Here is a 21548-nt window from a genome sequence, read left to right as displayed (position 1 = left end):
GGTACGCGAGAGCGGCCCGGCGCACAGCGTGATCCGGGGGCCGGGGGCCGGAAACGTCCGGACGTGAGAACAGGCCGGCTGAGGCCGCGAGGGCGCGGCGCGCTAGCCGTGGCCGTGCAGGGCGCGGCAGCCGGCCCGCGGCACGTACGCCGGGCCTGGGCTCGCTGCCACCGCGGCGGCGGCACACAGCGCACAGGGAGCGTGCTGTAGGCACTCCCTCACCGCGCGTGTACAGACCATGGGGCGAGTGTACGTCGGGCGCGGCTCTCCCGGCGACGGTGACGACGCTTCCGGCGCTCCCCCGGCTACGGCGCCGCGCCCGGCGGGCCGCACGGAGCGGTCCGCCGGGCGCGGCGGGACATCAGGTGGCGCGGGCGCGCCTGCGGTCAGACGCCCTGGCCGCCGCCGCTGCCGGACGCGGCCTTGATGCCGTGGGTGATGTCGTCCATGACGGACAGTTTCGGCGCGCTGTCGTTGATGTCGAAGCCGGAGCGCACGATGACCATCAGGGACGGGTGCGACGGCGACGGAAAGGCGAGGGACTGTACGTAGCCGTCGTCGCCCTTGCTCGTCACGACCTTCCACCGCACCAGGTAGCCCTTCTGGCCCGCGACGGTGACCGCCTCGGACTTCAGTTCCTGGTGCGAGGAGATCTTCCCGTACGTCGTGCCGCCGTAGGACTGGGTGGCGTTGGCCGGGATGTCCTTCTCCGCCGCCGCCTTGGCCGTGTCGGCGTCGATCTTGAGGGCCGCGGCGGGAGCGGAGTTCACTCCGCCGCGCGCGCAGGTCTCCGAGGTGTCCCCGGGGCAGGGGTAGTCCCCGGTGGAGACTCCGGCGCCGACGCTTCCCGACTGGCCGGTCCAGCCGTCCGGCACCGGGATGCTGATCCCGCTGGCGCCGTCCGTCGCGAAGCCGTCCTCGGTCTCCGGCTGGGGGAGGCCGCCCTCGCCGCCGGGTCCGCCGGGGAGGCCGGAACCGCCGCCGTCGGACCCGTCGGGGCCCTGCGGTCCACCGGGCCCGGGGGCGCGCTGACCGGGCCGCGAAGGTGCTTCGGAGGAGGTGGAACCGCCGCTGCCCGACGCGCTGTTGCCGCTTCCGTTCCGCCCGAGCAGGTAGGACCCGCCCGCGATGGCGAGTACCACCACCAGGACGGTGGCGCCGAGGACGATCCGCTTGCCCCGGTTCCCGGATCCCGGCCCCGGCGGCGGACCCGCGGGGTAGGGCGGGAGGGCCGGTGGTCCCCATGCCGGCGGAGTGGTGGAACGGACCTCGTCGGTCCAGGCGGATCCGTCCCACCATCGTTCCGAGCGGGGTCCTTCGCCTGTGTGTCCCGGATCAGGGTGCCAGCCGGGCGGAGTCGAGTACGTCACGGCTCTCACTCTAGGCATCTTGTCTGAACGGCTGCTGAGAGGCCCATGAGAATCCGGGTGGCGGGTCCGGGAGACGGCGCCGGTCAGCCCTGGAGCGAACGCTTCATGATCTTGCCCATGTCGTTGCGGGGCAGCGCCTCAAGACAGCGCACCACACGCGGCCGCTTGTGCGCGGCGAGCTGTGCCGCCACATGGTCCGCCAACTCCTCGGCGCCGGGCGGGTTCCCGGCATGCTCCGGGACGATCCACGCGACGATCCGTTCGCCGAGGTCGTCGTCGGGCTCGCCGGTCACGGCGGCTTCCCGTACCCCGGGATGCTCCAGCAGGACGTTCTCGATCTCGCCCGCGCCGATCTTGTAGCCGCCGCTCTTGATCAGGTCGGTGGCCTTGCGGCCGACGATACGGACGTAGCCGTCGGGGTCGCGGATCGCCATGTCCCCGGTGCGGAACCAGCCGTCGGTGAAGGCGGCCTCCGTCGCGTCGGGCCGGTTCAGGTACTCGCTGAAGAGGTTCGGTCCCCGCACCTGGATCTCGCCGACCGTCTCACCGTCGTACGCCTCGATCGTCTCGCCCGACTCGTCGTGCACCAGGCGCAGTTCGACGCCCCGGAGTGGTACGCCGACCGCGCCCGCGCGGGGTTCGCCGTCCGCACGGACGCTGGTGTTCATCAGGGTCTCCGTCATGCCGTACCGCTCGATGACACGGCTGCCGGTCGCGGCGGAGATCCGCCGGTGGTCGTGCACGGGCAGCGCCGCGGAGCCGGACACCAGCAGCCGGGCCCCGGCCAGCGCCCTGGCGAGCGCCGGATCGTCGGAAAGCGCCTCGGCGATGCGGTGGTACATGGTCGGAACGCCGAAGAACATCGTGGCGCCGGAGGAGAGTTCGCGGGTGACCCCGGCGGTGTCGAACCTGCCGAGGTGGCGTACGGATCCGCCCCGGCGCAGCGGGCCGAGGATGCCGAGGATCAGCCCGTGGACGTGGAAGAGCGGCAGCGCGTGGACGAGTACGTCGGCAGCGGTCCACTGCCAGGCGTCCTCCAGCGCGTCCAGGGTGGCGGCGATGGCGCGGCGCGGCAGGACGGCGCCCTTGGGCGGACCTGTGGTGCCCGAGGTGTAGACGATCAGTGCGGGCGACTCGGGGGACGGTTCGGCGGGCAGCGCGGCCGGGGCGGCGCCGTCCGTCTCCGGGTCGACATCGACCCGGCGCAGTGCGGCCAGGGCGGCGGGCAGTTCGGCGCCCGGTTCCGCGAGGACGAGCGTGGGCGCGCTGTCGGCGACGATATGGGCGAGTTCACGCGCGCCGCTCTTCGGGTTGACGGGGACGGCCGGCACCCCCGCCAGCAGTGCGGCCACCACGCCCACCGCCGTGCCCAGCGTGGGTGTGGCCCAGACGGCGATCCGCCGCTCGTCCGCGATCCGGGCGGCCAGCGATCCGGCGGCGGCGGCCAGTTGGGCATGGGTGAGCGTGCGCTCGCCGAAGCGGAGCGCGGGCAGCTCCGAGCCCGTGGCGAGGGCCGGGAAGAGAAGGGACACGCGTGGTTCTCCTTGCGTCGTCGAAGTTGCCGTCGAAGTTGCCGTCGAACAGGACCGGCGCCGGCCCCGTTCGACGGCGTCGGGACCCGCGCCCGGACCGAGCCGGTGGTCCGAAGCCTGGCACCACCCGCGCGATCATGGCCACAGCGGGTGCCCCGTCACTGGCGGGACAGGCCACCGACCGCGCGGCCGGCACATGACCGGGGGCCCGGTCACCGTCTATCTTGTGGCCGTGCCGACAGCAGATGAACTCATTGGTCCCGCCGCGGTCGCAGGTCTGATCGACTGCCTCTCCGGAGCGGCCCCGCAGCTCGGGCTGCCCGCCGTGCACCTCGCCGCGCGCTCGCTGGCGGGTTCCGGGCTGCGGGCGCGCAACGATCTGCTGCGGGACGCGCTCCTCACCGATCTGCCGCCCGCCTACGGCGACTTCGAGGACGTGGTGCGCGCCGTGCTCGGCGACCCCGGGTTCACGGGCTGGATGATCTGGCCGGTCACGGAGGCGGCCGCGGCGCGGGCGCTGGCCTCGCAGGACCCGGACGCGTTCGAGCGGGTGCTGTCCCTGCTCGCCGATCTCACCCCGCGTCTGACGGCCGAGTTCGCGCTGCGCCGACTGCTGAACGCGGACCTCGACCGCGCCCTGGCGGTGATCACCGAGTGGACGGCCCACCCGGACGCACACGTACGGCGTCTGGCCAGTGAGGGGACGCGGCCGCGACTGCCCTGGGCGGTACGGGTCCGGCCGCTGGCGGAGCGTCCGGAAGCGACCCTTCCGATTCTTCACGCCCTGTACCGGGACGAGTCCGAGTACGTCAGACGCTCGGTGGCCAACCACCTCAACGACCTGAGCCACACCGCACCGGATGTCGCCGTGCACACGGCGACCGCCTGGGCCGCGGCGCCCGGCGAGCACACCCTCAAGACGGTCCGGCACGCGATGCGGACGCTGGTCAAGCAGGGCCATCCCGAGGCGCTGGCCCTGCTGGGTTTCACACCTCCCCCGGCGCTCACGGTGACCGGCCCCGTGCTGGGCGCCTCCGAGGTGCGGGTGGGCGGCGAACTGCTCTTCGAGGTCACGCTGCTGAACGAGTCCACCGAGGAGGCGCGGCTGGCGATCGACTACGCGATCCACTTCCGCAGGGCCAACGGCACGACGGCACCGAAGGTCTTCAAGCTCACCACCAGGACGCTGGCGCCCGGTCAGTCGGCCGCCCTCAGCCGCCGTCACTCGTTCAGGCCCATCACCACCCGTACCTTCTACCCGGGCGACCACGCCATCGAGATTCAGGTCAACGGCGTGAGCCGGGGCACGGCGCCGTTCGTCCTGACGGCGCCGGCATGAGGAAGCCCCGGCCGGCACGGGGGGAGCCGGCCAGGGCTCCTGTCAGGTGAACGGCCGGGCGCGGCGGACTGTTCCGCGCCGCGCCCCCGCCACCTGTGAGCCGCGCCACCCGCGCGGGCCGGGCGGCCGCTCCGTGTCCCGGGATGTCAGTTCTGTACGTCCGGGTCGGGTCCCATACGCATGCCCCGGTCGAGCGTGGCCATCGCGTCCATGTCGGTGTCCGCGAGTTCGAAGTCGAACACATCGATGTTCTCGCGGATCCGCGCCGGGGTGACGGACTTGGGGATCACGATGTTCCCGAGCTGCAGATGCCAGCGCAGGACGACCTGGGCGGGCGTCTTCTCGTGCCGCCGGGCGATCTCGGTGATCGCCTCCTCGTCCAGCAGGGCGCCCTGTGCGAGCGGGCTCCATGCCTCGGTCGCGATGGAGTGCCCGGCGTGAAAGGCGCGCAGGTCCGCCTGCTGGAGCCCGGGGTGCAGCTCGACCTGGTTGACGGCCGGCACCACTCCGCTCTCCTCCGCCAGCCGCCGGAGGTGGGCCGGCTGGAAGTTGGAGACGCCGATGGACCGGGCCCGGCCTTCGGCGAGCAGCTTCTCCATCGCACGCCAGGTCTCGGTGTACAGGCCGCGGGCGGGGGCCGGCCAGTGGATGAGGTAGAGGTCCACGTGGTCGAGGCCCAGCTTGTCGAGGCTGGCGTCGAACGCGGCGAGGGTCGAGTCGTACCCCTGCTGGGCGTTCCACAGCTTGGTGGTGATGAACAGGTCCTCGCGGGGCAGGCCCGAGGAGGCGAGGGCGCGGCCGACGCCCGCCTCGTTGCCGTAGACGGCGGCGGTGTCGATGCTGCGGTAGCCCGCGTCGAGGGCGGACAGGACCGCACCGGTGGTCCGCTCGTCATCGACCTGGAAGACACCGAAGCCGAGCTGCGGGATCTCGATGCCGTTGTTGAGTACGACATTGGGTACGGAAACCATCGTTTTCCTTTTCCTTGAGGGATTTCACCGTATCCAGGGTGGCCCGGATACGCGCTGCGGCGCCTGGGGAGGCGTGTGTCAGCCGCGGACGGCGGGGGCGGCAACAGCCGGGTCGTGTGCGCCGGTGGCGACCACTCGCCCGGGGGCGGGGGTACGCCGTTCCAGCGCGCCGGAGAGGAGTGCGAGCAGCAGGGCCGATCCCGCGAGGACGGCGCCCACCCAGTTGGGTGCGGTGTAGCCGAGTCCCGCGGCGATGACGAGCCCGCCGAGCCAGGCGGCCAGGGCGTTGCCGAGGTTGAACGCACCGATGTTCACGGCGGAGGCCAGGGTGGGGGCCGCGGACGCCTGGTCGAGCACCCGCTTCTGCAGCGGCGGTACGGTCGCGAAGCCTAGGGCTCCGATCAGCAGGATCGTGAGGGCTGCCGCGACCTTGTGGTGGGCGGTGAGCGTGAACAGCGCCAGGACCAGGGAGAGCGCACCGAGGGACACGTAGAGCATGGGCATCAGATGCCGGTCGGCGAACTTGCCTCCGACGAGGTTGCCCACGACCATGCCGATCCCGAAGAGCACGAGCAGCCAGGTCACCGAGGAGTCCGCGAAACCGGCGGTCCCGGTCATCATCGGGCTGATGTAGGTGATGGCGGCGAAGACACCGCCGAAGCCGAGGACCGTCATCGCCATGGCGAGCAGCACCTGGACATTGCGGAAGGCGGCCAGTTCGTGGCGCAGCCGTACGCCCGGGGCCTTCGGCTGCTCGGGAACGAGCTTGGCGATGCCGAGCAGGCCGAGGACGCCCAGCCCCGCGACGCCGAGGAAGGTGGCGCGCCAGCCCGCGTTCTGGCCGATGAAGGTGCCGAGCGGTACGCCCACGACGTTGGCGACGGTGAGTCCCGTGAACATCATGGCGATGGCGCCCGCCTTCTTGTGCGGGGCGACCAGACCGGCCGCGACCACGGAGCCGATACCGAAGAACGCGCCGTGGGCGAGCGAGGCGATCACGCGTCCGGTGAGCATCAGGCCGAAGTCCGGTGCGAGGGCGGAGAGTGCGTTGCCCGCGACGAACAGCCCCATCAGGAGCATCAGCATCCGCTTACGGGTGATCCGGGTGCCGAGCAGCGTCATCACCGGCGCGCCCAGGACGACGCCGAGGGCGTATCCGGTCACCAGCAGGCCGGCGGTGGGGATCGCGACGCCGAAATCGGCCGCGACCTCGGGGAGCAGCCCCATGATCACGAACTCGGTCGTCCCGATCCCGAATGCCCCGATGGCCAGGGCGAGGAGCGCGAGAGGCATGGGTGGTTCGCCTTCCAGAGGGAGGTTGCGTGTGCGGTTTACGAGCGCAGACAATACTTGCACGCGCTGATTAAATGCAAGCGCCTTATATTGCAGCCGTGCTCTACCCTGGGTACACCCGCACTCACGCACTTCACCTCTCCCGCAGGAGCCTCCATGACCGCCACGGACACCGCGCTCACCGGTCTCACGCAGGGCTGGTGCGCCCTCTCGCTGCTGCACGGCCGGATCGAGACGCATATCGAGCGCGCCCTCCAGGCCGGGCACGCGCTGAGCGTCCGTGAGTACAACCTGCTCGACAGCCTCAGCCGGCAGCACGACGGAGAAGGCGGCCACCTTCAGATGAAGCAGGTGGCAGACGCAGTCGTACTCAGCCAGAGCGCCACCACCCGGCTGGTCACGCGCATGGAGGACCGCGGGCTGCTCACCCGCTACCTCTGCCCGACCGACCGACGCGGCATCTACACCAACGTGAGCGAGGCCGGCCTGCGGCTGCTCTCCGAGGCCAGGCCCACCAATGACGCGGCGCTGCGCGAGGCCCTGGACAAGGCGGCCAAGAACCCGCAGCTGGCGCCCCTGGTCAGGACCCTTGAGTCACTGGACGCCGTCGTGTGACAGCGCGCCGGGCGCGGGCGCACGAAAAGAGCCGGGCGGCTCCCTGATGAGGGAGCCGCCCGGCTCTTTTCGCTGGTTACCCGCGCCGGAGTGCGGGTCAGCCGCGAGAGCCGTAACGGCGCTCGAAGCGCTCCACACGGCCCGCGGTGTCCACCACGCGCCCCTTGCCCGTGTAGAACGGATGGCTCGCGGACGAGATCTCCACGTCGATGACGGGATACGTGTTGCCGTCCTCCCACTGCACGGTCTTCGTCGAGTCGGCCGTGGAATGGGTCAGGAAGGCCGCTCCCGCCGCCTTGTCGCGGTAGACGACCGGGCGGGAGACAGGGTGGATATGAGGCTTCATGGCGGGAATCCTTCCTCGGAACGGGGGGTTGAGCGACGGTTCACCCGTCGTCGTGCACGCCGGCCGGCTGCGTCAGCGTTCCTCGCGGAACAGGACATGCTCACCGAGCGTGGGGTCGTACTTACGCAGGAAGAGACGGTCGGGGTCGTTCCTCCGGCTCTTGCGCGTCACGTACGTGTGACCGGTACCCGCTGTGGACCGGAGCGTGATCACCGGGCGGGTCTCACTGCGTGCCATGGGCTCCTCCAGACGCTGCTGCCGGACTCCCGCCCCGCAGCCGGATCGCCCGGCCCGGGGTGGTTGTCGTTTTCATCAAGCGGTATGTCGCTGTAACGCGACGGTCCTCCGCGCCATTCCCGTCATGTCCCCGTCGCCGTGACAAGGGACAATGAGGATGACGGCCGGTGGAAGCCCGCCGCTGCCGACGGTTCGGCCGGCGGGGCGCGGAGAGCGGGAAGGAGGCCATCCATGGGCGAGTTGATCCTGGTACGGCACGGAGAGACCGCCTGGTCCCTGTCCGGCAGGCACACCAGTCACACCGACCTCGCGCTGACCAAGCACGGCGAGAGCCAGGCACGCTCGATCGCGCCCCTGCTCGCCGACCGGACGGTCGGACTCACGCTGGTCAGTCCCCTGGCCCGCGCGGTGCGCACCGCCGAACTGGCGGGCCTCGGCCACCGCCGCCTCACCCCCGACCTGCGGGAGTGGGACTACGGCGGCTACGAGGGCATCACGACCGTCGACATCCACCGCGACCGCCCCGACTGGAACCTGTGGACCGACGGCGTCGCCCCCGGTCCGGCCGAGCACCCCGGCGAGGGCCCGGCGGAGGTCGGGGCGCGCGCCGACCGGGTGCTCGCCCGGGCCCTGAACGCCCTCGCGTCCGGTGACGAGGATGTCGCCCTGGTCTCGCACGCCCACTTCCTGCGCGTGCTGACCGCGCGTTACCTCGGCCTCGAGCCCGCGGCGGGCGCCCTCTTCCGGCTGGAAACCGGGACCGTCTCGCGTCTGGGCACCGAGCACGGCCGCCCCGTCGTCGCGGCCTGGAATCTCGAACTGCCCGACAGCGTCCTGCGCGCCGCCGCCCAGGAGCGGCCGGACGTGGCCTGACCCCTGCTCCCCTCCGTCGCGTCCCGTCCGGTCGAGCCGCGGCCCGGCCGCTCTGTCATGTCCCGTCCGGTCCCCCGGCAGCCGGGCGGATCCGCCGGGTGTCTGTCGTCGGCCGGCGCGCGGCTCACGAATGACGATGCGGCCGCGCCCCTGCCGGGCGGCACACAGCGGGCCGCCATCTCATGATCTCTGCCCTGCTCGGGCCGACTCCGGAGGCAGAACGGCCGTTTATCCCGTTTGATCTTGGGGTACGCGCAGCCCGCACATGCGGCGGCGACGGAGCCGCTGACAGCCAGGAGGAGACAATGAGCCAACGCGGAGATTCGTCGTCCGGGACCGTCACCACCCAGGTCCCCTCGAGACTCGACCGCCTTCCCTGGTCCCGATGGCACTGGATGATCGTCATCGGCCTGGGGACCGTATGGATCCTCGACGGGCTCGAAGTGACCGTCGTCGGCAACATCGCGAGCCGGCTCTCCGAGGACGGCAGCGGACTGCCCATCTCGGACGCGCAGGTCACGGGCCTCGCCGCCGCGCTGTACGTGGCGGGCGCCTGCTCGGGCGCGCTGTTCTTCGGCTGGCTCACCGACCGGTTCGGCAGGAAGAAGCTCTTCCTCATCACCCTCGCGGTGTACCTGGCGGCGACGGCCGCGACCGCGCTGTCCTTCTCCGTCTGGTGGTTCTTCATCTTCCGCTTCCTCACCGGCTTCGGCATCGGCGGTGAGTACGCGGCCATCAACTCGGCCATCGACGAGCTGATTCCCAGCAAGTACCGGGGACGCGTAGACCTCATCATCAACGGGAGCTACTGGCTGGGCGCGATGGGCGGCGCTCTGCTGTCCGTCCTGGCCCTCGACACCAACATCTTCCCCAAGGACCTCGGATGGCGGCTCACCTTCGCGCTGGGCGTCGTCCTCGGGCTGGTGATCCTGCTGGTGCGGCGTCATGTGCCGGAGAGCCCGCGGTGGATGTTCATCCACGGTCAGTCGGAGGGCGCGGACGAACTCGTCTCCGGGGTGGAACGGGAGATCGAGGCGGAGACGGGCCGGCCCCTGCCCGAGCCGGCGAAATCGATCACCATTGAGCAGCGGAAGTCCATCGGCTTCATACAGATCGCCAAGACGCTCTTCCGCGACTACCCCAAGCGGGCGATTCTCGGTTTCTCCCTCTTCGTCGGGCAGGCTTTCCTCTACAACGCCATCACCTTCGGCTTCGGCTCGATCCTGGTGAAGTTCTTCGACGTCTCCAGCGGTTCCACGGGGTACTTCTTCGCCGCCATCGCCCTGGGCAACTTCCTCGGACCGCTGGCCCTCGGGCGGCTCTTCGACACCGTGGGCCGCAAAAAGATGATCGCCGGCACGTACATCCTCTCGGGGGTGCTGCTCTTCGTGACAGCGTGGTTCTTCAACAGCGGCTGGCTCAACGCGACGACGATGACGCTCTGCTGGGGCATCGTGCTCTTCTTCGCCTCGGCCGGTGCCAGCTCCGCGTACCTGACCGTCAGCGAGATCTTCCCCATGGAAACCCGCGCCATGGCGATCGCGTTCTTCTACGCCATAGGCACGGCGGCGGGCGGTATCTCCGGGCCGCTGCTCTTCGCCGACCTCACGGGAAGCGGGAACGTCGGCGACGCCGTCATCGCGTTCTGCATCGGCGCGGCGCTGATGGTCCTCGCGGGGCTGGTGGCGATCTTCTTCGCCGTCGCGGCCGAGGGCAAGTCCCTCGAGGACATCGCCGCGCCCCTGTCCATCCAGAAGAACGCGGGGGAGAAGACCGGCGGCACACCCACGGCCCCGGCTGTCTGACGGCTCGTACCGCACGGCCGGAACACACCCGCGCGAGGACGCCACCGACGATGTACGTCGGTGGCGTCCTCGCGTCCGGGCCCGCGGCGGTCAGATGTCGCGGGCGGTGTCCGCCGTCTTCTGCCTGAGCACCAGGGCGGATCCGGCGAGTGCCGCGGCGATCACGGCACACATCACGGCCACCGCGCTCGCTCCGCCGAACGCGTCACCCAGACTGCCCGCCAGCAGGTCCGTGGCGCCGAAACCGGCCAGCGCGTGGAGGGCGAAGACCCCGGCGGCCACCACCGCGGCGGCTGCCCAGACACCCGCGGTGTCCTGAAGGACCAGCCACAGGCCGAGCATGAGGCACAGGGCCGTGACGATCATGGGCAGCATCTGGCCGTACCCGCCGGAGCGCAGCCCTGCGAGGTCCGTCGGCAGGTGGATCGCGCCGATGACGAACAGAGCCGCCGTCGCGGGCCAGCGCAGAACCGAGCCGAGAGCCGGGGAGGCGGCGAAGCCCCGCTGCCGTGCGTCGGCCGGTCCTGCGAGCGTCGCGACGAGACCCGGCGAGTCGGCCAGGGGCCGCTGCGGGGCGATCAGCGGGACGTACGGCAGAACGGGCGTCGGCGCGGGTTCGGCGGCCTGGCCGTAGGCGTAGGGCCGGCTGCCCGAATCACGCGTCCGGTCCTCGTCGGCCGCCGGCATCTGCGGCACGGCCGGGGACTTGAGGGGGAATCCGGGCTGGAGCGTGGGCGGATTCCTGGGCTGGGGCTTGGGCTGAGCTTCGGGCCCGGCCTTCGGGGCGGCCTCGGATCGGACCTCATGCCGGGCCTCCGGGGTGACCCTGGGCTCGGTCCCGGACCGGGCCTCGGGATCGGAGTTGGGCTCGGAGTTGGGCTCGGAGTTGGGCTGGGGCGTGGCGGGAGCCTGGGGCTTCGTCCAGGATTTCGCCTTCCCCCCGGCCGAAGCTCCGCTCGGTGAGGCCGCGTTCGATGAGGCCGCGTTCGGTGGGCGGCCCTCGTTCTCATCGGCGAGGAGGATGCTCACGAGCTGGGCCACGTCCTCGATCGACCGCCCGACGGCCGCCGCCCGCAGCGTCGTATCGGCCTCGTCCGCGTCGTGCGGACGGTCGTGCAGCATGGTCACCAGTTGCCGGACCTCGTCGAGCGGACGGGCCACCGCCGCGGCGCGCAGCGCCTCGTCCGCGGAGTTGGGAAGAACGCCGGTCCGCTTCAGCAGGCCGACCAGGGCGACGACCTCGTCGAGCGGCCGGTGGGTCGCCGCCGTCCACAGGAGGGTCCGGATCGGCTCCGCCCCCGGCTCCACCGGCGGGACGCCGGGGATCTCAGGGCTCTCAGAGGTGTCGGGTATCCGTGTGCTCCGGGGATCGAGGGGACCGGCCTGGTCCGTCGGACCGGTCAGCCAGGCGGGCCCGTAGAGCACGGCGGTCTCCGGAAGCCCGGCCGCGTCAGGAAGCCCGGCTCTTCCGGCCGGACCGGTGGTGGGGAGACCGGTCCCGGGCGGACTGAGAGAGTCCTTGAAGTCCTTCGCATAGGGGTTGGGGTCAAGAGACATGGCGCGGCTCCCTTTACCGAACTCCACGGGCCTGCTCACCCCGTGATGGTCACCGTGCGCCGTCGCAGCGCACCCTTCGCCCCATCCAATCCCGGTATCGGAGGACTGCGCCATCCGGGAGCGGCATCGGAGGGTCCCCGGGACAGCAGGACCCCGGAAGCGGGAGGGCCTGCGGGCCGGCTCGCGCGCGCCACGCGAAAGGCGCCGGCCCGGTGGGATTCCTCCCGCCGGGCCGGCGCCCTGATGTCCGCGCCCTCACGGGCCCCTCGGACGGTCCCGCTCAGAGAAGGTCAGGAGGGGAGGATGTTCTCCGCCTGCGGGCCCTTCTGGCCCTGCGTGACGTCGAAGGTGACCTTCTGGCCCTCCTGCAGCTCACGGAAGCCGGACGTCGCGATGTTGGAGTAGTGCGCGAAGACGTCGGGGCCGCCGCCGTCCTGCGCGATGAAGCCGAAGCCCTTTTCCGAGTTGAACCACTTGACTGTTCCGCTGGCCATGCCGAGTCTCCGTATCTGGAACGCAAGATTCCCCGCACGGTGCGGGGAACCCGGGAGGTGATCGCCCTGGTCCTTAGAGACGCTGAACAGCACAAACGCCCGTGACGGTGCGTCACGGGCGAGCGGTACTTCGGAACCACGACAGCTGATCAAGACGCTACATGGCCCGAAGCGATACAGCCACAGAATCGACCAACTCTTGCATGCGTGCCGCCCACGAAGTCACCCGAGCGGTACGGGCGCCGGCGGTACGGGCGCCGCGCGCGGCGGCGCCCGCGTGTCCTACCAGCGGTGGTGGATCTCCGCGCGCAGCGAGCGGTCGTACAGCTCCGTCACGGCGTCGAGCGTTGCCTGCGGCAGCGGTGCGAGAGCCGCGGCCGCCGCGTTCGCGCGGGCCTGCGCGACGGAACGGGCGCCCGGGATGACGCTGGTGACGCCGGGCTGCTGGACGATCCAGCGCAGCGCGGTCTGGGCGGACGTGGCGCCTTCGGGAGCCAGCCCGGCGAACTCGGCCGCGGCCTTCAGGCCCGTCTCGTAGTCGATCCCCGAGAAGGTCTCACCCTGGTCGAAGGCTTCGCCGTGCCGGTTGAAGGAACGGTGGTCGTCAGCCGCGAAGACCGTGTCCTTGGTGTACTTCCCCGACAGCAGCCCTGAGGCCAGCGGCACGCGCGCGATGATGCCGACACCCGCCGCACGGGCGGCGGGAAGCACCTCTTCCAGCGGCTTCAGCCGGAACGGGTTGAGGATGATCTGCACACTGGCCACTCCCGGCCTGGCGATGGCGGCGAGCGCCTCCTCGCAGGTCTCCACACTGACCGCGTAGGCGGCGGTCCGCTTCTCGGCGACGAGGGTGTCGAGCGCGTCGAAGACCTCGTCCGAGGAGTAGACGGCGGTGGGCGGACAGTGCAGTTGCACCAGGTCCAGGGTGTCCACGCCGAGGTTGGCCCGTGACCGGTCGTTCCAGGCGCGGAAGTTGTCCAGTACGTAGTTCTCCGGCAGCTGGTCGGCGCGGCGTCCCATCTTGGTCGCGACGAACACCCCGGCGTCCGGCCGGTCTTTCAGGTAACGGCCGATCAACTGCTCGCTGCGCCCGTCGCCGTAGACGTCCGCGGTGTCGAAGAAAGTCACACCCGACTCGACCGCGGCGTCGAGGACCGCGGTGGCGTCCGCCTCGGACACATCCCCCCAGTCGGCGCCGAGTTGCCAGGTTCCCAGTCCGATGACGGAGACTTCTCGATCCGTCCTGCCCAGTACACGCTGCTCCATACGGAGCATGCTACGTCCGGGGCGCGGGATGCATTTTACAGAGCCTGCACCTTTGCATACTCTGCAATATATGAGGACCGAAGGACCCGTGCCCGGACTCCGCGAGCGCAAGAAGCAGGCCACTCGAACCGCCTTGGCGGAGGCGGCGGTTCGGCTTGCCGCAGAGCACGGCGCGGAGAATGTCACCGTCGACGCGATCAGCGCGGCCGCCGGCGTGTCACCCCGTACGTTCTTCAACTATTTCGACAGCCACGACGACGCGTTCGTCATGGTCGACCAGGAGATAGGCGAGCGGGTACGGAGTGCGGTGCGCGAGGCACCGGCCGCGCTGCCGCCCCTCGACGTCGTACGCGAGGCCTTCGCGACCGAACTGGCCGACGTGGAGGAGCGCCACGAGATCTGGTTCCTGCGGGGCAAGGTGCTCCAGCGATCGCCGCATCTGCTGGTCCGGGGACTCGGCGCGCACATGGCCGAGGAGCTGGAACTGGCCGAGGCCATCGCGGCCCGGCTCGGCCATGCGGCACCGGAGGGAGCCGGTTCCCCCGGCCTCTACCCGCGACTGCTGGCCGCCGTCGCGGGGACCGCAGTACGGGTCGCCGTCGAGCACTGGTGCTCGGAGCCGCCGGGGACGGTCGCCTTCACCGATGTCTTCCGGAAGGCCTTCTCCCATCTCGCCGCGGGCCTTCCCGCACCCTCGGCTCCGGCCGGACACTGACAGACACCCTTTCGTTTCATTTCCGTGCATCTCATCCGCGGACACCGAAGAAGGACACCTTGACCGCTGCAGAGGCGCCTGAACAGGCGCCGACCTCCATGACCAACCGGCAGATACTCCAGGCGATGTCGGGGCTGATGGCCGGCATGTTCGTCGCCATCCTGGCCAGTACCGTGGTCGCCAACGCGCTGCCCCGCATCATCGCCGACCTCGGCGCCAGCCAGTCCTCCTACACGTGGGTCGTCACCGCCGAACTGCTGGCGATGACGGCGACCGTGCCGCTCTGGGGCAAGCTGTCCGACCTCTACAACAAGAAGCTGCTCCTGCAGCTGTCACTCGCCATGTTCGTGGTCGGGTCGCTCCTCGCCGGCTTCTCGCAGGGCGTCGGCCTGCTCATCTTCAGCCGGGTCGTCCAGGGTACGGGCGCCGGTGGTCTGACCGCCCTGGCCCAGGTCGTCATGGCGGCCGTCATCCCGCCGCGCCGGCTCGGCAAGTACTCCGGCATCTTCGGGGCCGTCTTCGCCATCGGCACCGTGGCCGGACCGCTCATCGGCGGTCTGCTGGTGGACACCTCGTGGCTGGGCTGGCGCTGGTGCTTCTTCATCGGCGTTCCCTTCGCGCTGGCCGCGATCCTGCTGCTGCAGCGCACGCTCCAACTGCCCACGACCCGCCGTGAAGTCAAGATCGACTTCCTGGGCGCGTTCCTGATCGTCGCGGGCGTCTGCTCGCTGCTCATCTGGACCTCCCTGGCGGGCAACCAGTTCGACTGGGCGTCCTGGCAGACGGCCGCGCTGACCGGTGCGGGTGTCGTCCTTCTGGTGGCCGCCGTCTTCGTGGAGACCCGGGTCCCGGAACCGATCATCCCGCTCAAGATCTTCCGTAACCGCACGGTCGCGCTGACGACCACCGCGAGCCTGCTGGTCGGCGTGGCCATGTTCGGCGGCACGGTCTTCCTCTCCCAGTACTTCCAGATCTCGCTGGGCAAGTCCCCGACGGCCGCCGGTCTGATGAGCCTGCCGATGATCCTCGGTCTGCTGGTCTCCTCCACCGTCGCGGGGCAGATCATCAGCGCCACGGGCAAGTGGAAGATCTACCTGGTCGCCGGCGCTGTGATCATGACGGCCGGTCTCGGCCTGCTGTCCACCATCGGCGCAGACACCGGATTCGGTCTGCTCAGCCTCTACATGGCGGTCCTCGGTATCGGCATCGGCATGCTGATGCAGAACCTGGTGCTCGCGGCGCAGAACGACGTACCGGCGTCGCAGCTGGGCGCGGCGACGTCCGTACTGTCGTTCTTCCGCAGCATGGGCGGCACGATCGGTACGAGCGTGCTGGGCGCGGTACTGGCCAGCCGGGTGGCGACGGAGATGTCCAAGAGCCTCGGCGAGTCCGGCCAGGCCCCCTCGGGCTCGGGCGCCGTGCCGAACCTGGCCGACCTGCCCGCGCCGATGCGGGAGATCGTGGAGCACGCGTACGGCGTGGCCACCGCGGACCTCTTCCTCGTCGCCGCCCCGTTCGCGCTGCTCGCGCTGATCACGGTGATCTTCATCAAGGAGAAGCCGCTCAAGACCACGAGCGGCATGGAGCGCCTCGCCGAGGAAACGCGCGCCGAAGAGGCGCTGAACGGTGAAGCACTCACCGCGGAGCCGGCGCAGACCCGGCTCCCTGACGACGGCTCGGAGACGTCGCCCGCCACTCCTGTGGCCTGACGCCCACCGTACGGCCGACACCCGACGGCCCCGGTCCCGCCCTCCTGGGCGGGGCCGGGGCCGTCGGCGTACGGGCGGTAATCCCGCACGGTTCCGCCGCTTGCCCGTGTCCGGCGCCGGTCCGGCGCGAGTCCCTTCGTATAGAGGGTGGGGACAAGCGAGTGAGCGGCCGGCCCGGTCCGGCGCGACGGCGAGGAGAGCCCCTTCATGAATCAGTATCTGCTCAGCGTGATGCAGCCCGTCGGAGAGCCGCCCGAACCCGGTGTGCTCGCGGAGATCGGCCGGAACCTCGAAGCCTTCCACGCGGAGCTGCGGGCCGCCGGGGCCTGGGTCTACGCCGGCGGCCTCGGCTCCCCCGACACGGCCGCGGTGGTGCGCGCGGTGGAAGGCGAGACGTTCGTGAGCGAAGGCCCGTACACGGGAGGGCCGTACGCCGAGGGCACCTCGTACCTGGGCGGCCTGTGCATCGTCCGGGCGCCGGATCCCGACGCGGCCCTCGACTGGGGGCGCAAGGCGGCGCTGGCCACCACCCTGCCGATCGAGGTACGGCCGTTCCACGGCGAGGCGGAGGGCTGAGGCCGGGCGCGGCCTTTCGCGGGGCGCCCGGCGTGTCCCGGCGCGTGGTGATTTGACATGGAGTCAGCCAACACATAAAACCTAGCGACATGACATTCATTTTCAAAAGGAGTCGCTAGCTGTGCGCGTCGCGTTCGTCGGAAAGGGCGGCAGCGGCAAGACCACGCTGTCCGCCCTCTTCGCCCGCCATCTGGCAATCTCCGGTGCTCAAGTCGTCGCCATCGACGGGGACATCAACCAGCACCTCGCCGAAGCCCTCTCCCCCGGCGGCGGTTCGGCCTTCACGGCGTTGCCGCTGAGTGCGGGCGTCGGCGAGATCAAGGACTATCTGCGCGGTCAGAATCCGCGCATCGCCTCACGCGAGGCGATGATCAAGACGACTCCTCCGGGGCGGGGTTCGCGGCTGCTCCGACTGCTCGGCGACGACCCGGTGCACACCCGCCACGTCCAGCACATCGGCGGGGTACCGCTGATGGTGACCGGGGTGTTCGAGGAGAGCGATCTCGGGGTGTCGTGTTACCACTCCAAGCTCGGCGCGGTCGAGTTGTACCTCAACCACCTCGTGGACGGGCCCGGGGAGTACGTCGTCGTCGACATGACGGCGGGGGCTGACGCGTTCGCCTCGGGTCTCTTCACCCGCTTCGACCTGACGGTCCTGGTGGCGGAACCCACGCGTAAGGGCGTCTCCGTCTACCGCCAGTACCGCGACCACGCAAGGGAGTTCGGGATCACGATCGCCGTGGTCGGAAACAAGGTCACCGGCGAGGACGATCTCCTCTTCCTCAAAGAGCACGTCGGAGACGATCTCCTCGCGTACTGCGTCCACTCCCCCTGGGTGCGGGCCCAGGAACAGGGGCGCCGTACGGACGGCGACCTCGAACCGCACAACCTCCGGACCCTGAGCGAGCTTCGCGCCGCGGTCGACGCCCGCCCCAGGGACTGGGACGCCTCGCAGCGGCACGCGGTGGAGTTCCACCTCCGCAACGCTGCCGCCCGGGGCGACCGTTCCACCGGGAGCGACCTCGCACAGCAGGTCGATCCCGCGTTCCGGCTTAACGATTCCCTCCTCCAACTCACAGAAAAGGAAGCCTGATTCATGTCACTCGACGTCTCCCCCAAGCTGCTCGCCGACGCCGAGCGGGGCCAGGTCCGCGAAGAGGACTTCGTGGCAACCGTCCGCACCTCACTGCCGTACGCGTACACCCTCATCGCCTCTCTGGCGGAAGAACTGCGCAACAGCAAAGCCGACTTCGCCGACAACCAGACACCGCCGCCCTCCGAAGCAGAGCGCGGCCAGCTCCTGCGCGCGTTGGCCAGTGACGCCATCCGCGGCAGCCTGGAGCGGCACTTCGGCGTCGCTCTGGCCTTCATGAACTGCCACCGGGTCGCCGTCTTCCGGCCCCGCGACGAAGGCGGCGAGACGCACACCCGCTTCACTTCGCTGCGCTCGCAGATCCTCAACCAGTCACCGGAGTTCCGCGACTGCTGAGCCACACGGTTGGGCATCTCGCCCGCTGCCGTACGGGGCGCGGGGCGAGAGGCCGGGCCCGGATGGCGCCCGGCCGGGCATCGCCGACAGGCTCAGACGGCCGTTGCCACGGGTGCCCTCAGCACGGTCCCGGCACCGCCGGTGAGCGGGTCGCCGTGGCCGAAGACAGCGGTCCGGACGTCCGGTTCGGCCAGCCGGCGGAAGGAGTCGACGGCCCGCTTCCGGTCCGTTGTCGAATACTCCGAGGATGGTCCGGCCGTCCACGTTCGCCACCGCGGGGCGGTCGCCGGCGGGCCGGCCCGGCGGTGGCGGCGAGGCTCCGCTCCGTCCGGGCGCGTGCGCGGCTCAGCCTGCCGCGCCCCGCCATGCGTCGGCCGCGTCCTGGACCGTGGGATGGGCCGGGAAGACCTGTTCGAGGCCGACGATGCGGAACACCCGGACGACCCGGTCGGGGACGGCGGCAAGAGCGATACCCGCCTCGGCCTTCAGGGCACGGTTTCTCGCGGCGATCAGAACGGTGATGCCGCTGGAGTCGCAGAACGTGAGCCCGCCGAGATCGATGATCAGCTGTTCGCCGGACCGGACGGGCAGGCTCTGGAGGACGTCGCGGACGTGCGGGGCGCTGTGGTGGTCGAGTTCACCCGACAGTTCCAGCACCGGGCCGGCCGAGGTGGTAAGCGTGTTGACAGTCAGTTCGGTCACTGCGGCTCTTCCGAAGGGGCGGTGGGCACGCTGACGGCGAGGACCGCGGCGTCGTCGTCCAGGCCCTCACCGAAGGCCTCGAGCAGGTCGGTCAGTGCGGCGACCGCGTGCGGTGCGGTGGTGGGGGCCAGGTCGCGGGCGAAGTCCAGGAGTGCTTCGTCGCCGTAGCGCCCGCCGGCCAGGGCGGTGTGCGCCTCGGTGAGTCCGTCGGTGTACAGCAGCAGTGTGTCGCCGGGGTCCAGCCGTACGGTGGTGGAGACCATGTGGGCGTCCGGCAGCACGCCGATGAGCTGCCCGCCGGGCGTGGGCAGGTAGCCGGCGGTGCCGTCGGCGCGCAGCAGCAGGGCCGACGGGTGGCCTCCGCCGGCCAGGGTGGCGGTGAATCCGCCGTCGTCCGGGGTGAGCAGTCCGGCGATGGCGGTGCAGAAGCGGGGGTCGTCCCCCTGGTACTCGTGGTGGAGCACCGTGTTGAGGCTGCCGAGCGCCGACGCCGGGTCGGGGTCGTAGACGGCCGCGGCGCGCAGCGTGTAGCGGGCCAGGGACGTCACGGCAGCGGCGGCGGCGCCCTTGCCGCACACATCGCCCAGGAACAGTCCCCAGGCACCGGCCGCCAGGGGGAAGAGGTCGTAGAAGTCGCCGCCGACCTCGTCGGCGGAGGCGATGTGGTAGTGCGCGGCGACGTCGAGGCCGGGTACGGGGGCCAGCGCGGGCGGCAGCAGGGTGCGCTGGAGCGTGGTGGCCAGCCGCTGGAGCCGTTCGCGTTCACGCTCGGCCTCCTGCCGGGCGCGCAGCAGCTCGGTCTCGTACGCGCGGCGGTCGCGGGCGTCGAAGAGGGTCGTACGGATCAGCAGCGGCTGCCCGTCGCTGCCCGTCTTGACGACCGAGGTCGCCAGGACCGGCAGCCGGCCGCCGTCGGCCGTTTTCAGCTCCAGCGCGATACCGCTGACCTCGCCCTGCATCCGCAGGAGCGGCGCGAAGTGCGTCTCGTGGTAGATCTTGCCGCCGACGGTGAGCAGGTCGGAGAAACGCCTGCGGCCCACGAGGTCGTCGCGGTCGAAGCCGAGCCAGCTCAGCAGGGTGGTGTTGACCTTGGCGATCTGCCCGTCGAGCAGGGTGGAGAGATAGCCGCACGGCGCGTTCTCGTACAGGTCCTCGGCGCTGTCCTCCAGCAGCGCCGAGAAGGCGGACTTCGCCGCATCGTCCCCGGCGTCAGGACCCGGGCCCGGTCCGGGGTTCTCCGGCGCGTTCCCGGTCGCGCTCATCATGCGGTGGCGGCCGCGAAGGCGACGATCGCGGCCGCCGTGGCCTCCGGCGCGCTGAGCTGGGGGCAGTGCCCGGTGGCGTCCAGGGTGACCAGTTCGCTGCCGGCGATCTTGGAGCGGACGAACTCGCCGACGCCCGCGGGAGCGATCGCGTCGTTCGCGCACTCGGCCACCAGGGTGGGCACGCCCACGCGGGCGAGGTCGGCGCGGTTGTCGGAGAGGAAGGTCGTACGGGCGAAGGCCCGCGCGATGTCCGGGTCGGTGCGGCAGAAACTGTTGGTCAGCTCCTCCCCCAGCTCGGGGCGGTCCGGATTGCCCATGATCACCGGGCCCATCGCCGCCGACCAGCCCAGATAGTTGCTGTCCAGGGAGTCGAGCAGTTCCTTGATGTCCTCGGCGCTGAAGCCGCCCCGGTAGTCGCCGTCGTCGAGGTAGCGGGGCGAGGGTGCGAGCAGGACGAGCTTGTCGAAGAGGTCCGGCTCCCGTGCCGCGGCCAGGACGCCGATCATGGAGCTGACCGAGTGTCCGACGAAGGTCACCGGGCCGAGGGCGAGTTCACGGCAGATCTCGCGCACGTCCTCGGCGTAGCCGTCGAGCGTGGCGTAGCGCTCCTTGTCCCAGGCCGCGAGGTCTGACCTGCCGGCGCCCACGTGGTCGAAGAGCACCACGCGGAAGTGGCGGGACAGTTCGGGCACTATCAGGCGCCACATGTTCTGGTCGCAGCCGAACCCGTGCGACAGCATCATCACAGGCCCGTCCACGCGTCCGGCCACGTTCACGTGGTTCCTGCTCAGCACGTCCATGACCGGCATTTTCGCACGCCGGGTGCGGGCCTGGTGCTATGCGTCGTGCCGGAGCGGGGTGAGCTGCTCGATGTCGTAGCGCACACGCAGCTCGGCGATCGCCAGCGGGTCCGGCGTATCGCCGTCCTTGAGGATGTCGAGCAGTTCCTCGAAGTACCGCTCGTGGTCGGAGGGCGGGGACGCCTGGAAGAACATTCTGGCCGGGGTGGCGCCCCGATTGGCGAACGCGTGCGGACAGCCGGGCGGTACGACCATGACCGTACCCGGGGTGGCCCGTACGGCCTTGAGGCCCGAAGCCGACTCCCAGTGGCGCCAGTCGTCACTGAGGACGCGGGGCTCGAAGGCGACGACGTCCAGTTCACCGTCGAGGACGTAGAACAGCTCCTCGCTGTGGGTGTGCCGGTGGGCTCCGACGTCGAAGCCCGGGGGGACGACGACCTCGAAGCTGGAGGACACCCTGGAGTGCTCTCCCGTGACCTTGAAGGTCACCTGCTGGGCGGCGGTGTGGATGGCCTTGCCACCGCCCGGCGGGACGATCAGGCCCTCCGTACGCGGGCGGGTATCCAGTCCGGTCAGCTCGGTCACGCGGCGCTC

22 protein-coding genes are annotated in these 21548 nt (G+C 70.7%); 9 read left to right on the top strand and 13 right to left on the bottom strand.

Features of this window, described 5'->3' with window-relative positions; all coding sequences use genetic code 11:
- Nucleotides 1-386 precede the first annotated feature (386 nt).
- Both ACIP6N_RS24360 and ACIP6N_RS24355 read right to left on the bottom strand, forming a co-directional pair.
- A complete protein-coding gene (locus tag ACIP6N_RS24360; RefSeq protein WP_401818718.1) occupies nucleotides 387-1370 on the bottom strand; it encodes a DUF2510 domain-containing protein in 984 nt (327 codons plus the stop codon).
- Nucleotides 1371-1453: 83 nt separating this feature from the next.
- Nucleotides 1454-2902 carry an acyl-CoA synthetase gene (locus ACIP6N_RS24355; protein ID WP_401818715.1) on the bottom strand — a complete coding sequence of 483 codons (1449 nt, stop codon included), beginning with the start codon at nucleotides 2900-2902 and terminating at the stop codon, nucleotides 1454-1456.
- 232 nt (nucleotides 2903-3134) lie between these two features.
- Here ACIP6N_RS24355 and ACIP6N_RS24350 point away from each other — a divergent pair, with 232 nt between their 5' ends.
- Nucleotides 3135-4241 (top strand): DNA alkylation repair protein, encoded by a 1107-nt coding sequence (locus ACIP6N_RS24350; RefSeq protein ID WP_401818713.1) that lies wholly within the window; start codon nucleotides 3135-3137, stop codon nucleotides 4239-4241.
- Between the two features lie 146 nt (nucleotides 4242-4387).
- Here the strand turns inward: ACIP6N_RS24350 and ACIP6N_RS24345 are convergent, their stop codons facing one another.
- A complete protein-coding gene (locus tag ACIP6N_RS24345) occupies nucleotides 4388-5212 on the bottom strand; it encodes an aldo/keto reductase (protein ID WP_401818711.1) in 825 nt (274 codons plus the stop codon).
- Nucleotides 5213-5290: 78 nt separating this feature from the next.
- Nucleotides 5291-6505: an MFS transporter gene (locus ACIP6N_RS24340; RefSeq protein ID WP_401818710.1), complete on the bottom strand. Its 1215-nt coding sequence runs from the start codon at nucleotides 6503-6505 to the stop codon at nucleotides 5291-5293.
- Nucleotides 6506-6661: 156 nt separating this feature from the next.
- On the opposite strand from ACIP6N_RS24340, the gene ACIP6N_RS24335 reads away from it, so the two are divergent.
- The gene (locus ACIP6N_RS24335) at nucleotides 6662-7120 is read left to right on the top strand and encodes a MarR family winged helix-turn-helix transcriptional regulator (RefSeq protein WP_401818709.1); all 459 of its coding nucleotides are present in this window, start codon (nucleotides 6662-6664) and stop codon (nucleotides 7118-7120) included.
- 97 nt (nucleotides 7121-7217) lie between these two features.
- On the opposite strand, the gene ACIP6N_RS24330 is transcribed toward ACIP6N_RS24335, so the two are convergent.
- Both ACIP6N_RS24330 and rpmG read right to left on the bottom strand, forming a co-directional pair.
- On the bottom strand, nucleotides 7218-7466 hold the full coding sequence (locus ACIP6N_RS24330) for a type B 50S ribosomal protein L31 (protein ID WP_401818707.1): 249 nt from the start codon (nucleotides 7464-7466) through the stop codon (nucleotides 7218-7220).
- 72 nt (nucleotides 7467-7538) lie between these two features.
- Nucleotides 7539-7703, bottom strand: coding sequence for a 50S ribosomal protein L33 (rpmG, locus tag ACIP6N_RS24325; protein WP_401818704.1), 165 nt, complete (start codon nucleotides 7701-7703; stop codon nucleotides 7539-7541).
- A 231-nt stretch (nucleotides 7704-7934) separates the two neighbouring features.
- On the opposite strand from rpmG, the gene ACIP6N_RS24320 reads away from it, so the two are divergent.
- Both ACIP6N_RS24320 and ACIP6N_RS24315 read left to right on the top strand, forming a co-directional pair.
- A complete protein-coding gene (locus tag ACIP6N_RS24320; protein ID WP_401818702.1) occupies nucleotides 7935-8576 on the top strand; it encodes a histidine phosphatase family protein in 642 nt (213 codons plus the stop codon).
- 305 nt (nucleotides 8577-8881) lie between these two features.
- Nucleotides 8882-10381 carry an MFS transporter gene (locus ACIP6N_RS24315; protein ID WP_401818699.1) on the top strand — a complete coding sequence of 500 codons (1500 nt, stop codon included), beginning with the start codon at nucleotides 8882-8884 and terminating at the stop codon, nucleotides 10379-10381.
- 90 nt (nucleotides 10382-10471) lie between these two features.
- Here ACIP6N_RS24315 and ACIP6N_RS24310 read toward each other — a convergent pair whose 3' ends face one another.
- The 3 genes from ACIP6N_RS24310 to ACIP6N_RS24300 form a co-directional block, all read right to left on the bottom strand.
- Nucleotides 10472-11938 carry a hypothetical protein gene (locus ACIP6N_RS24310; RefSeq protein ID WP_401818698.1) on the bottom strand — a complete coding sequence of 489 codons (1467 nt, stop codon included), beginning with the start codon at nucleotides 11936-11938 and terminating at the stop codon, nucleotides 10472-10474.
- 290 nt (nucleotides 11939-12228) lie between these two features.
- The gene (locus ACIP6N_RS24305; protein ID WP_041994569.1) at nucleotides 12229-12432 is read right to left on the bottom strand and encodes a cold-shock protein; all 204 of its coding nucleotides are present in this window, start codon (nucleotides 12430-12432) and stop codon (nucleotides 12229-12231) included.
- Nucleotides 12433-12714: 282 nt separating this feature from the next.
- Nucleotides 12715-13707, bottom strand: coding sequence for an aldo/keto reductase (locus ACIP6N_RS24300; RefSeq protein ID WP_401818696.1), 993 nt, complete (start codon nucleotides 13705-13707; stop codon nucleotides 12715-12717).
- A 61-nt stretch (nucleotides 13708-13768) separates the two neighbouring features.
- Between ACIP6N_RS24300 and ACIP6N_RS24295 the strand changes: the two genes are divergently transcribed.
- From ACIP6N_RS24295 to ACIP6N_RS24275, 5 genes are all read left to right on the top strand, one after another.
- Nucleotides 13769-14413, top strand: a complete 645-nt coding sequence (locus ACIP6N_RS24295) for a TetR/AcrR family transcriptional regulator (protein ID WP_401818693.1) — start codon at nucleotides 13769-13771, stop codon at nucleotides 14411-14413.
- A gap of 98 nt (nucleotides 14414-14511) precedes the next feature.
- The gene (locus tag ACIP6N_RS24290) at nucleotides 14512-16122 is read left to right on the top strand and encodes an MDR family MFS transporter (RefSeq protein WP_401818841.1); all 1611 of its coding nucleotides are present in this window, start codon (nucleotides 14512-14514) and stop codon (nucleotides 16120-16122) included.
- 207 nt (nucleotides 16123-16329) lie between these two features.
- Nucleotides 16330-16698: a YciI family protein gene (locus ACIP6N_RS24285; RefSeq protein WP_401818692.1), complete on the top strand. Its 369-nt coding sequence runs from the start codon at nucleotides 16330-16332 to the stop codon at nucleotides 16696-16698.
- Nucleotides 16699-16819: 121 nt separating this feature from the next.
- Entirely contained in the window at nucleotides 16820-17791 is a 972-nt protein-coding gene (locus ACIP6N_RS24280) for an ATP-binding protein (RefSeq protein WP_401818690.1), read from the top strand.
- Between the two features lie 3 nt (nucleotides 17792-17794).
- Nucleotides 17795-18187 carry an SCO5389 family protein gene (locus tag ACIP6N_RS24275; RefSeq protein WP_401818688.1) on the top strand — a complete coding sequence of 131 codons (393 nt, stop codon included), beginning with the start codon at nucleotides 17795-17797 and terminating at the stop codon, nucleotides 18185-18187.
- Between the two features lie 345 nt (nucleotides 18188-18532).
- Here ACIP6N_RS24275 and ACIP6N_RS24270 read toward each other — a convergent pair whose 3' ends face one another.
- Genes ACIP6N_RS24270 through ACIP6N_RS24255 form a run of 4 tightly spaced genes read right to left on the bottom strand, consistent with a single transcriptional unit; the run spans nucleotide 18533 to nucleotide 21539 of the window.
- A complete protein-coding gene (locus ACIP6N_RS24270; protein ID WP_401818687.1) occupies nucleotides 18533-18889 on the bottom strand; it encodes an STAS domain-containing protein in 357 nt (118 codons plus the stop codon).
- Nucleotides 18886-20151, bottom strand: coding sequence for a SpoIIE family protein phosphatase (locus tag ACIP6N_RS24265; protein ID WP_401818685.1), 1266 nt, complete (start codon nucleotides 20149-20151; stop codon nucleotides 18886-18888). The genes ACIP6N_RS24270 and ACIP6N_RS24265 overlap by 4 nt, the downstream gene beginning before the upstream one ends.
- Nucleotides 20151-20954: an alpha/beta fold hydrolase gene (locus ACIP6N_RS24260; protein WP_401818684.1), complete on the bottom strand. Its 804-nt coding sequence runs from the start codon at nucleotides 20952-20954 to the stop codon at nucleotides 20151-20153. Before ACIP6N_RS24260 ends, ACIP6N_RS24265 begins: the two co-directional genes overlap by 1 nt.
- 36 nt (nucleotides 20955-20990) lie before the next feature.
- Entirely contained in the window at nucleotides 20991-21539 is a 549-nt protein-coding gene (locus tag ACIP6N_RS24255) for a cupin domain-containing protein (RefSeq protein ID WP_401818683.1), read from the bottom strand.
- Between the last annotated feature and the right edge of the window lie 9 nt (nucleotides 21540-21548).

Origin of the sequence: Streptomyces sp. NPDC088725 (genome assembly GCF_044751305.1) — a bacterium.
Lineage (GTDB): Bacteria > Actinomycetota > Actinomycetes > Streptomycetales > Streptomycetaceae > Streptomyces.
Note: the sequence above shows the minus strand (reverse complement) of the source record. Positions and strands in the feature narration are given on the sequence as shown.